Source organism: bacterium (assembly GCA_040755755.1).
Taxonomy (GTDB): domain Bacteria; phylum SZUA-182; class SZUA-182; order DTGQ01; family DTGQ01; genus DTGQ01.
The window spans coordinates 121,144-133,162 of record JBFLZW010000055.1 but is presented as its reverse complement, the minus strand read 5'-3'; the positions used below and the strand labels follow the sequence as shown (position 1 = coordinate 133,162).

Genomic DNA, 12,019 nt, shown 5'->3' with positions numbered 1-12,019 from the left:
TTTATGGAAAGTAAAGAGCAAATCAGACAGATTTATACTCTTACTGCAACTTCAGACTCTCCCTATCTGCAGGATGAGTCACATCTTGCGGCCGGTGAGGCAGCAGCAGTGTATTTTCCCGAACGGGAAGAGGATGTCAGCGCCCTTTTGGCTCAATTTCATAAAACGGGAACTGCAGTGACGGTATCCGGAGCGCGCACTGGAGTTGTTGGCGGTGCGGTACCGCACGGGGGTGTGGTTCTGGTCCTGGAAAGAATGAACCGGATACTGGGGGTAAAGAGGTGCCACAAAAGCGGAGAATGGCTGGTCCAGGCAGAGCCGGGTGTTATTCTCCGGTCTCTTCAAGGGCAGGTAGGGTCGAAAAATTTCGAAGACATCGCAGATAGGGAAAAATTCAAAGATTTTCAGGAAGATGTAACTTCTTACTTCTACCCTCCTGATCCGACCGAAGGCACAGCCACTCTGGGGGGCACGGTAGCCGCGAATTCATCCGGTGCCCGATCACTGGCTTATGGTTCAACCCGGAATTATGTTCAACGCTTGAGAGTGGTCCTGGCCACGGGAGAAATTGTGGATATATCGAGAGGTGAAAAGCGGGCTGACAAATCAGGTAACATCGAGCTTCGGACAATAGAGGGATCACAATTCCTGATTCCCATCCCGACCTACCGGATGCCGGAGGTAAAGAGTGCTGCCGGATACTTTGCCAGACCAGACATGGATCCGCTAGATCTTTTCATCGGCGCCGAGGGGACATTAGGGGTTATAACTTATCTTGAGCTCAGGCTTCTTCCCAAACCGGCCAATACGTTCAGCGGCATCGCCTTCTTCCCGGACCCATCCGGGGCTGTTCGATTCGCTCACAAAGTCCGGGCGCTGCGATCTGATCCGAGCAGCAAGATTCATCCAATAGCCCTGGAGTATTTCGACGAGCATTCCCTTTTCCTGCTGCGGCAAAAACGTCTTTCGGATGGCCCCGGCAGTCCGCTTCCTGACTTTCCTCTCTATGCCAAAAGCGCCATATTTTTTGAACAGTTCTACCCGGAAGGGGAACTGGAGGTCTTGTATGAGCACTGGCAGACAGCTCTGGAGGAAGAGGGAGTTATTATGGATGATACCTGGGGTGGATTCGATGAGCGGGAGCTGGAGAAGATGAAAAATTTTCGTCACGCTCTTCCCGACATTCTGAATGAAATTTTCAGAGAGCGCAAGCGGCACTATCCGAGCATCCATAAGATCAGTGCAGATATTGCCGTGCCGGAATCTTCTCTGGACGAGATGCTCAACCTCTACCGGACCCGGATTGAGGAGCAGGGACTTGAGTATGTTATCTTCGGGCACATAGGGGAGTGTCATCTCCACTTGAATATCCTGCCAGGGACCGATGAGGAAATGCTTCGGGCACAGGAATTAAGCCTTGAATTTGCCACCTGGGCTGTCTCTCGCGGAGGAACAATATCGGCGGAACACGGTATCGGAAAGCTGAAGCACCGCCTTCTTGAAAAACTCTATGGCTCACAGGGGATACAGGAAATGGTCCGAATCAAGCTCATCCTTGATCCCAAGGGAATATTGAACCGGGGAAATGTTTTTCCAGAAAATTTCCTGCCGTATCCTGGTGAGCACCCATGAATGGCTGACAAAAGGGGGAATAGTGAGGTCAGCTTTTTTTTACGGAAGATTTGTTATATAATAAAAAGGTACACTAAGGCAGTTCTTCACACTGCTCAAGGGTGAACCGATTATGGATAGTGATCTAGGGAAAGTTAATGAATTACATGAAAAGATGATGACTTATGGCAGTCAGAAAATTTTACTGGTGCTGCGGGGGGCTCCGGATTCGGATAGCATCTCTTCGGCTCTTGCTCATAAGGCCATCCTTAACTCCTGGGGTATCGCCTCCACTATTTTGCACGTTGAAGAGGTAAGTCACCAGGAAAACCGGGCCCTACTGAAACTGCTGGGTATTGAGCTGGAACTCTATCACCCTGGTTTTCCTTTGGAAGAGTATGCGGCGATAGCCCTGGTGGATTCCCAAAGGCCGGATATCAAGCTGGTTGACCTGCTGAAAGGCAAGCCGGTTGCCTCGATCGTCGATCACCACGATCAATTCGGGTCTTTACGGGCGGATTTCATCGATATCCGAAAGAACGTAGGCTCGACGGCCACGATATATGCCGAATATCTTCAGAGGCTGAATTTACTGGAGACTCTTGAGGAAGAAAGCATGTCTATTGCTACTGCATTGATGCATGGAATCCGGGTAGACACGAATGATCTTATTATGGCCCAGGAAAGTGATTATCTGTCCATGGCCTATCTTCGCAAGTATGCCGATGCGGAGCTTTTGGGAAAAATTTCCCAGCAAAATCTGTCCCCGGCGACCATGGATATCATATTCCAGGCTTATCAGCGGAAGACTCTGTACGGAAATTTTTTATTGGCTGCTGCAGGAGTGGTTCGGAAAGAAGACCGGGATGCCATTCCCCAGGCTGCTGACTTTCTGCTGAAACGGGCTGGAATCGATACGGTAATGGTCTATGGAATCGTTGGTGAGTATATCGATTGCTCTTTGCGGACGAACAGTGATGTGATTCAGCCGGAAAAGTTCATTCAAAGTACTTTTCCCGATGTGGTCATCGGAGAGTACGGGGGCAGGTATGATCAGGGCGGTTTTCGTCTTCCACTGGGGATTTTCAAAGCCCTGGCAAGCGGGGATGATAAAGATGCCCTGTCCATGATGGTGGATCGATATATTAAAAAACAAGTTACCACGAAGTTCGGTGTCGAAAAGAGCTGATAGATCGTGAGCTCGCCTTTATTCAGTTTTTTCAGTCCGGCAGACGATTGATCTTCCCTTTCAAAGTTTTCCCAAAAGGGATCGATAAAGTATTTAAGGGTTGATCAGAAATAGAAATAAAGAGAATAGAATGATCGAATCACTGGTCGAGCCAAACCAGAGGCTTTTACAACAAATACTTTCCTCGCTACCGGTAGCGGCACTCATTATCGATATCGAAGGGAAAATCATCTATTATAATCTTATGGCAGAGTATATCACCGGATACTCACCTGATGAGATGGTGGAAAAGTCCTGCAGTCTTCTCCGGTTTACCGATTGCCGGATGCCGTGTACTTTTCTGTCTGCGGCGGGGCAGCATAACCCTTGTCTTCGGAAAAGCTCTCTTCGCCGTAAGGATGGAAGCCACATAGCCGTAGAGCGGGGAGTCTATCCGCTGAAAGATGATCAGGGAAGACTTATTGGTGCCCTGGAAACCCTTCTCGATGTCAGTTGGATCCGTAAGACTGATCAATGTGCATCAGAGTGTCTGAGAATCCTGAGCCTTCAAAATTCCTCCGAAGTTCATCTGCGCAAGATGATAGAGCGAAGTAAGAACAAGCTCCTTGGAATCTTTGACGAAATCATCGACAGTCTCTTTATGATCGATCATGAGTATCGAATTAAAGCAGTCAATAAAACCCAGGCGTTTTATTTAGGCAAAACGCCAAAAGACCTGATCGAGAAATACTGCTATCAGGTTATTGCCAACCGATCATCACATTGCCCGGCCTGCAAGGCGCCTGCCGTATTTCAGGAAGGGGTAACCAAAACAGACCTGAATATTCCTTTCGATAACGACTGCCGTTGTTCCAAAAGTGCCCGGGAAAACCGGCGGTATGTCAATATCCACTATATCCCGATCAAAACCGAGCTCGGTCAGGTACATAATGTGCTTGTCTATACGCAGGACATTTCAAAGATCAAAGAGCTTGAGGAGGGAGTGAGAAGGGCGGAAAATCTGGCTGGATTGGGTATTCTGGCCTCCGGCGTTGCCCATGAGATCAACAATCCCCTCCAGGTGATACTCTCCGGGGCAAATTACCTGATAAAAAAAGCGGATGATCGGGAAATCATCGTCGAGATTGCCAGCCAGGTCAAGGAATGTGCGGAAAAAATGGCCAATATTATCAAGGACCTTTCTCTCTATATTCGCGGCATCCAGAACCAGAAGGTCTCATTGATTGATATCAGTCAGGTCCTGGAAGAATCAATCACCATGTCTTCACATGTACGGAATATGCAGGCGATCGAAATTCAGAGAGACTATCAGGAAACCGGCCTGGTTCCTGGGAATTTTAACCAGTTCCAGCAGATTTTCGTTAACCTGATCATTAATGCAGTGGATGCAATGCAAGGCCGGGGGACAATACGTCTTGAGACTCATCAGCAGGATAATTTTGTGCATATCCGAATTCAGGATACTGGATGCGGCATCAGTCAGGAGAATCTGCCTTATATTTTTGATCCTTTTTTCACTACCAAAGATCCGGGGAAGGGTACAGGACTGGGATTGAATGTGGTTTACCGGCTCGTTAACCAGTACAAGGGTGATATTCAGGTAAAAACCAGGAGGGAAGAGGGAACCTCATTCCTCTTACGGTTCCCGGCAGCTACACCTTCTCATGAGGGGGAAAATCACGGTCATGGGTCATAAGATCCTGCTTATCGATGATGATATCAGTATTTCAAAGATGCTGAGCAATGTATTCCGGTTTGAGGGATATTCCGCTTTTACCGCGGAAAACGGACGAAAAGGATTGGAAATTCTATCCTCTCACCAGGAAATCGAGGTGGTGATCTGCGATATCAAGATGCCGGAAATGGATGGTGAAAAAGTGCTGGAGCAAATTCGCTCTCATTATCCCCTGGTTCCGGTAATTATGCTGACCGGCTTTTTAGAGCTGGAAACCGCTATCAGCGTGATGCGCATAGGAGCCTTCGACTATGTAACCAAACCAGTGAATAATGAGAAATTATTGGAGGTGGTGGAAAAGGCCATTCGGCAGAAAGAACGAATGATCGAGGAATTGCGAAAGAAAGGTCAGGAAGAGAAAATGGCGGCCCTGGGGAGGCTAACCGCTGGATTTGCCCATAATCTTAATAATCCACTGAGCTGTATTATTGCCTATGCCGAATTTCTCAAGGCAAAATATCCAGAGGAAGCGAGACTGGACAAAATGCTCTCTGCGGCCAACAAGATGTATGCTATTATCTCCGGCATGCTGGATAATACCCGGAAAGAACATGACCGGAAAAAATCAAGAATCAACCTTAACCAAATATTGACTGAAGAGCTGGAGTTCTTTGAAGTAGACCTTGACTTTAAGCATCAGGTTGAGAAGGTTGTGAATCTGGCTGATGATCTTCCCGAGATTGAAGGGGTTTACAGTGATCTGAGCCAATGTTTTTCAAATTTGATCAAGAATGCCCTGGATGCTATGAAAACCTCACGAACAAAGAGGCTGTCAGTCAAGACCGGATGGAATGAGCAACAACTTTTTGTTGAGATTGCTGATTCAGGCTGCGGGATCAGGAAAGAGGATATGCCCAAGCTGTTTGAGCCGTTTTACAGCACAAAGTCCCGGCAGGGGGAAGGCGGTATCAAGGGCACAGGACTTGGTCTTTACAGCAGCTATCAGTTGATGCGGCCTTATGGGGTTACGTTTGATGTTCAGAGCGAGCTTGAACAGGGTACTTGTTTCCGGGTTCTTTTTCCTGCTTCTCTGGCCATCCATCCAGAGGTAGAGACTGCATGAAACAGGATAAATCATTATTGATCGTCATTCGGCAAAATTAAATCAGGAGATATTATAGATGTGGAAAAAAATCGAAGTAAATTGCTATTCAGGATATAAGGCCAATGAGAGCCCCAGGCGTTTTGTCCTGGAGGGAAAGTCAATGAAGATCAAAGAAATTTTAGATCGCTGGTATGAGGGCGGCATGCGGGCAACTCAACCCAAGCTGGATTACTTTAAGGTTTTGACCGAAACCAACGAGAAATACCTGCTGCGATATAATTCTTTGTTCGACGCCTGGGCTCTGTGGGAGAAGTAGTGTAAGTGGCCAGTGGTCAGTAAACAAAAAGTCGAACCAGATGAAGGAAGGGAAGTATGAGTAAGAGAAAAGTAATTTATGCCCTTATTGCATTGTTAGCCTGTTTACAGTTTTCCGGGGCCAATCTCGGAGCAGCAGCCGAACCGGAGGCGGGGAACCCTAAAAAGATAGAGGAAGCGGGAAATTCCCAGAAGGTGGAGAAAGAGCCTCCACAGGAGGATATTTATTTTGAGAAAAAAAGCCAGACCTTTATTAATGGGGAACTGGCAGGACCGGAAAAACTTCTGGCCGTCTGGCTTAAAGGAGATCGTATCCGGTTTGAGAGCGAAGAAAATAAGGATCAGTTTACCTTGATTCTGATGGACAAGGGTAAGACCTACGAGTTAAACAAACTCCAAAAAACCTATAAAGAGGCTTCATCAGAGATGGATAAACTGAAACAGATCAATGAGCGAACGATGATCACCTCAAGGCGGACTGGAGAAAAAAAGAAAATCAAGGACTGGAATTGCTACGAAGTTCAAATGGATACAACAATCCAGGGCAATAAAATGAAAGCGACCTGCTGGCTTACAGAGGAAATTCACATTTCATCAAAAGCGATCGAGAAAATGGCCAAGTTCAGCAAGATGAAAATGATGGAAGAATTGGCCAAGTATCCCGGTTATCCGGTACAGGTGATCATGGACTCAAACTTGCAAGGCAAACAGGTCAGGGTAGTAAGTACATTGACTAAAATCACCAAAGGGCCGATTAAGTCGGAATTTTTCCAGATTCCTTTTGAATATGCGAAGATCAGCCCATGACTTTCAATTGAGAGGGCTTATATTTATGCCGGAAAACCAGGATTGTTATCATCGAAGGCCCGCTCTTTGGTGGGTGGGGCTGGTGGCATGGGGAGCGATGATGCTCTTCATCATGGTCTCCCCGCTTGCCCAAGCTGCTGATTCGCAACCGATGGATGTTGATGAATGGGGGATAGGTGGAGGGGAGCGGTTTTTGTCTGAACAGAATGTTGATGCAACAGATACTGACGGAGACGGTATCAGTGATACGGATGAGGGTAATGGACCATCGGTGGGGACCTATAATGGGATTGCCTACCGTGACCCTAATCTCTGTTCGCTGCTCATCAAAGAAGGTGAAAAAAAAGACCACAGAATCACCATGAAAATTGATAAAGGTGTCTTTCGGGATGTTCATATAGTAAGCGAAAACGATCCAAACCGTCCGAAGAGAGAGATTACGGATCCAGAGTTTCCCTATGGTTTTATTTCGTTTCGGATTGAAGGCCTGGATGATGAAGGCGAAGACGAAGTGACCCTGAAAATTTTCTTTCATAACATGCTGGTCAGTCCCCATGCCAGGCTCTGCCGTTACTATGATAAGCAATGGCTGGCCCAGATCGGCTATGATATCGGAGATGGTGATTACTGGAAATATGATACCGCTAATCTGCCGAAGCAAAACTATAAGCAAAGTATCACCGTAACTCTCAGGGATAATAATCCTGCTCATGACTCTGATATCCAGAATGAAACGGGCCATGAAGGAGTAATTGTAGATCCCTGGGGCTTAGGAATACCGAAAAGCAGCAGCAAGAAGGGAAGATGTTTCATTCAATCCCTTTCTGGTCACCAACAGCGCGGTTATTAAAACCTTCCTTTTTTCCCCTGTCTTGAGCTGGTAATAAAATTTATGATCTCGATCATAAATTTTATATTCTCTCCATACCCCCCGTAATTTCTATGACAGTCTCTCCAGCCTCCACTAAAAAGCCTGCTTCATGGTCCATAATATTTATGGTCATGTCAGCCCTGATTGTGACAAGAGGCACATCTTTCAAGCAATAAAAATTAAGATTCAATAGCTTATTGACTGGTTCAAAAATTATGACACAGGCATTAATTTTGCTCTTCAAAGAGGAAAAATCCAGGGGAGAAATATAATTTTTCGGTATTCCGGATTGGGTGGTTAACCAATATTTATCATGAGAGCGAGGTCAATCATATGCAGGGGGTAGCTGAGAACAGCGCCATTATCGAAGAAATGCTGGGAGTGGAAAGAAATGCCGGGAAGGTTCTGGAAGAGGCAAAAGAGAAAGGAAATCAGATTGTTCTTCAGGCCAGAGCAGATGCCCGCAGGCTGATTGAGAAAACCCGGGAGGATCTCCAGAAAGAGCGGGAATCCCTGGAGCAACGCCTCAAAATGGAAGGAGAAGAAGAGGTAGCCAGGATCATTGCGGAAAAGGATGAGATCCTTCTCTGGATCAGGGAGCATAGCCGGAAGAACCGCGAGCGAGTGCTGGCTGATCTGCGCAGCAGACTGTTCGAGGATCTGGTAAGAACGGATAATTAAGCTATGTTAAGAGCTGCTTTTCAATATTCCTATGTCAATGCCAAGTTCAGGGCGTTAAAGAGCCGACTGCTTGGCCCGGCCGATTTTGAAAATCTCCTTGGTGTTTCGGGCTATAGTGGATTGGTCGAGTGCCTGAGAGCTACTTCATACGGTCCATATCTCAGCCAGGCTGCAACCTCGTATGATGGCCTGATAAAAGTATTCTATCAGGACTTGTTTGACTGCTATGCCAAGGTCATCCGCTCATTGGGAGGAAGCCGCAAGCACCTGATCCAGCATCTCTATCAGAAATATGAGCTTGAGAACCTCAAGGTTATTGTGCGGATTATCAGCCAGGACAAACCAAGGGAGGAAGGCGAGCAGGTTCTGCTGCCGATACCTGAGTCCAGAAGTTTTTCTCCTGGTACCCTGCTTCAGGCAAAAGGTCTTGAAGATCTCCTGGTCCAGTTGCGAAGGACCAGTTATTACAGTCCACTCAAAAGCGCTCTTTACCGCTTTGAGGAGGAGAAGGATACCTTCCCTCTCGAAATGGCACTGGATCTCAGCTATTACAATCAATTATGGAAAATCATCTCTACCCTCAGCCGCCGGGAACAGAACATTGTTCGAAGTCTTCTCGGTGTTCAGATGGACATTTTAAATATAACCTGGATCTTTCGATTTAAGGAGGTGTACCATTTTTCACCAGAGGAAATTCTTAATTACGGGTTGATGCAGGGTTTTCGTATCTCGCCTGAGCGTCGGAGAAAACTTGCCTTTTCGGTGGATCGAAAAGATGTAATCACCAATCTGGCAGGGACTCCCTACAAGGCTTTACTGGCCGATCTCAAGGATGCTGAAGCTTGCTCCACTCAGTTATGCTGTTATCTGCAGGACTTGATCCGGAAGAACTGGCAGGGTTTTCCCTTTCATATCGGTACCGTTCTGGACCTGGTGTTTTTCAAGGAAATTGAGGTTAAGAATTTAATCAGTATCACGGAAGCAAAACGTCTGAACCTGTCAAGAGAAATGATCGCCGATTATGTGGTCAACACCAGATATCAGGAAACCTGAGAGCCGGACATAAACCATTTTCAAAGGAAAAAGCCTTTACGGTCACGCTTCGATAGCTGAAAACAAACCAAAAACCCAAATTGGGAGGAAAAGACTTAAGGTTACTATTTTTTAGAGCTAGGATGAGGGGTTAGGAGAGTTGAAATGTTTAGACTTGCCAGAATGGCTAAAATTGATTTGCAGGTCCCGCAGGACCATGTTGCCAAAACAACAAGCATTATTGCCAACTTGAAAATACTGCACTTGATGAATATCCGAAAGACCCGTGTGGGAGAAATGGATCTGGAGTCTCATACGGACAGCAATTTATTAAGTAAGTATATAGAGTTGAAAGGTAGACTGGAAAGAATTTTCCTGTGGCTCGAAATCAATCCGGACGATTTGAGCCTGATTTCAAAGGAGGAAGTTAATCCCCATAAAGATATTATCGTCATTGACCAGGAAATTCAGAAATTGGAGAAGGAAATCTCAGGTCTGGTCAAGGATGTTGAAGCCCAGGAAAAAACACGGAAAGAGAAAGAGCAATTGCTGAGGCAATTGGAGCTGCTTGCATCTGCGGGTGTTGACACTAACCAGATACATGAATGCCGGTTTCTGTATGTTGCGGCAGGACTGATACCAGCGGAAAATATGGACCGTCTGGAATTCAGCTTATCCGATGTTTACCACCTTTTACTTCCATCAAACCCGATCGGGAGCAGACGGCTTGTTTTTGCCTTTGGCTCTCGAAAAGACCGGGAGAAGATTGAGAAGGCCCTGAAGAGCGCCTATTTTGAGAAAATTGAGATTCCCCGGCAGGATGAGAATTCCAGAGTTCCCAGTATCCAGAGTTTGCGGGGGCAAATTCAGGAATTGGAAATGCAAAAATCCATAGCCCGGAAGAATCTGGAAAAGGTGAAGAAGGAACTGGAAGAGCGCCTGAAGGAGGTAAACCGGAAAGTATTACTCTCGGTCGCCATTCTCGAAATTGGGAAATCGTATGATAAAGTTGGTCGTGTTTATCATATCTCCGGCTGGGTTCCGCAGGATGTAGTGCCTGTTCTGGAGAAAAAGGTACAGGAAGCGACAAAACACCAGGTGAGAATTGCCGTGCTCTCTTCAAATGTCATGTGGCAGGTAGGGGACCTTCTCAAAATACCTACCTGTTTCCAGAATCCATTTCTTCTCAAACCCTTTGAAAAACTTGTTTCAGAATATGGAATACCATCCTATAAAGAGGTGGATCCGACATTCTTTTTCGCCTTGAGCTTTCTTTTTATGTTCGGGGTTATGTTTGGGGATGTCGGGCACGGCCTGGCCTTGATCCTTATGGGATTGTTTACCTTTAAAAAATCCAGTAAGCAGAATTTGCAGGATATCGGCCTGATTATCATGGAATGCGGAATCATGTCCACTATTTTTGGCTTCCTCTATGGTTCCGTGTTCGGCTTTGAGCATCTCATTCCTCCCTTATGGTTCAATCCCATGGAAAATATCTATTATTTCATGAAAGTAACCGTGGGATTCGGCATGATCATAATCAGCATTGCCCTTATCTTAAACATCATCAATTCGATTAAACACAGCGACTATGAGAGAGGGATATTTGGCGAGTTCGGTATCATGGGTCTGGTCTTTTACTGGGGATGTGTCGGATTGGTATTATTCTACCTGACTACGGGAAAATTTCTGGATAACTTTGGTTATCTGTTCATGATACTTTTTCTGCCCCTTTTGGCCATATTCTTGAAAGAGCCGCTCTATAACCTCTATAACAGGGTGGTATTTAAGAAAAAGATCCCTATTCTACCCAAAAATTTAGGCATCTACCTCATGGAGTCCCTGATAGAGGTAGGTGATACCGTAATCGGATTTCTTTCAAACACAGTTTCCTTCATTCGTGTCTCGGCATTTGCCCTCGCTCATGCAGGTCTCTTTTTGGCGGTTTTTGCCCTGGCGAACGTATTACAGGGCTTGAAAGGGGGTATTTTCTGGTACTGGCTGATTATGCTGGTAGGCAATATCGGAATAATCGCGATTGAAGGTCTGGTGGTATCTATTCAGATTATTCGTCTGGAATATTACGAGTTTTTCAGCAAATTTTTTAAAGGAGGAGGAGAGATCTATAAGCCATTACGAATTTAGCCTATTATGCCGGAATAGATTTTTCAATTCAAAAGCTCCCAGCAAAAAAGAAAAACTCCCCAGCAAATATTTCTCTATTTCAGTGTAAAGTGAGCATTAGTACGGGTTTTTGAAAGGTACAATAAGATTGTAGTAAAAGTATACATAGTGCAATCAGCGGGAAGGAGATAGAAGAGCAATGATTATGACAATAGGCAACGTAATACGATCAAAGGTATTGCCCATGACGTTTGCAGTATTATTTGTAGTAAGTATGCTTATGGTGATATCACCCTTTGTTGTTCCGGCATATTGCAGTGAGGAGGGAGGCATCAGTCAGGAGGAAGCTAAAAATCCAGGCAGTGTGAGCTGGGGCTTCATGGCGGCGGCAGTGGCTACGGGGCTGTCGACGATCGGGGCGGCCATAGCGGTGGGGCTGGTGGGTTCATCGGCCATGGGGGCCATGAGTGAGCGGCCGGAGATGGCAGGCCGGGCACTGATCTTTGTTGGGCTGGCAGAAGGGATCGCCATTTATGGGCTGATTGTGGCCATTATGATTCTGGGGATGGTGTAGGGATTGCGGGGATGCAAGGATTTTAGGGATGGTGG

General features: G+C 46.2%; 11 protein-coding genes. All 11 read left to right on the top strand.

The genetic code is table 11. The features are described from left to right. Positions 1-3: 3 nt before the first annotated feature. Positions 4-1,632, top strand: a complete 1,629-nt coding sequence (locus AB1611_17205; GenBank protein MEW6381325.1) for an FAD-binding oxidoreductase — start codon at positions 4-6, stop codon at positions 1,630-1,632. 112 nt (positions 1,633-1,744) lie between these two features. Continuing rightward, positions 1,745-2,800, top strand: a complete 1,056-nt coding sequence (locus AB1611_17200; GenBank protein MEW6381324.1) for a bifunctional oligoribonuclease/PAP phosphatase NrnA — start codon at positions 1,745-1,747, stop codon at positions 2,798-2,800. A 130-nt stretch (positions 2,801-2,930) separates the two neighbouring features. After that, positions 2,931-4,496, top strand: a complete 1,566-nt coding sequence (locus tag AB1611_17195; GenBank protein MEW6381323.1) for an ATP-binding protein — start codon at positions 2,931-2,933, stop codon at positions 4,494-4,496. Continuing rightward, the gene (locus AB1611_17190; GenBank protein ID MEW6381322.1) at positions 4,486-5,598 is read left to right on the top strand and encodes a response regulator; all 1,113 of its coding nucleotides are present in this window, start codon (positions 4,486-4,488) and stop codon (positions 5,596-5,598) included. The genes AB1611_17195 and AB1611_17190 overlap by 11 nt, the downstream gene beginning before the upstream one ends. Before the next feature lie 58 nt (positions 5,599-5,656). Then, the gene (locus AB1611_17185) at positions 5,657-5,896 is read left to right on the top strand and encodes a hypothetical protein (protein ID MEW6381321.1); all 240 of its coding nucleotides are present in this window, start codon (positions 5,657-5,659) and stop codon (positions 5,894-5,896) included. A 56-nt stretch (positions 5,897-5,952) separates the two neighbouring features. Continuing rightward, on the top strand, positions 5,953-6,702 hold the full coding sequence (locus tag AB1611_17180) for a DUF4412 domain-containing protein (protein MEW6381320.1): 750 nt from the start codon (positions 5,953-5,955) through the stop codon (positions 6,700-6,702). Between the two features lie 25 nt (positions 6,703-6,727). After that, entirely contained in the window at positions 6,728-7,552 is an 825-nt protein-coding gene (locus AB1611_17175) for a choice-of-anchor U domain-containing protein (protein ID MEW6381319.1), read from the top strand. Positions 7,553-7,906: 354 nt separating this feature from the next. Continuing rightward, entirely contained in the window at positions 7,907-8,254 is a 348-nt protein-coding gene (locus tag AB1611_17170; GenBank protein MEW6381318.1) for a hypothetical protein, read from the top strand. Between the two features lie 3 nt (positions 8,255-8,257). Continuing rightward, entirely contained in the window at positions 8,258-9,307 is a 1,050-nt protein-coding gene (locus AB1611_17165) for a V-type ATPase subunit (GenBank protein MEW6381317.1), read from the top strand. Positions 9,308-9,451: 144 nt separating this feature from the next. Next, a complete protein-coding gene (locus tag AB1611_17160; protein ID MEW6381316.1) occupies positions 9,452-11,431 on the top strand; it encodes a V-type ATPase 116kDa subunit family protein in 1,980 nt (659 codons plus the stop codon). A gap of 178 nt (positions 11,432-11,609) precedes the next feature. Next, complete coding sequence (locus AB1611_17155) at positions 11,610-11,984, top strand: ATP synthase subunit C (protein MEW6381315.1); 375 nt, start codon at positions 11,610-11,612, stop codon at positions 11,982-11,984. Positions 11,985-12,019: the final 35 nt, after the last annotated feature.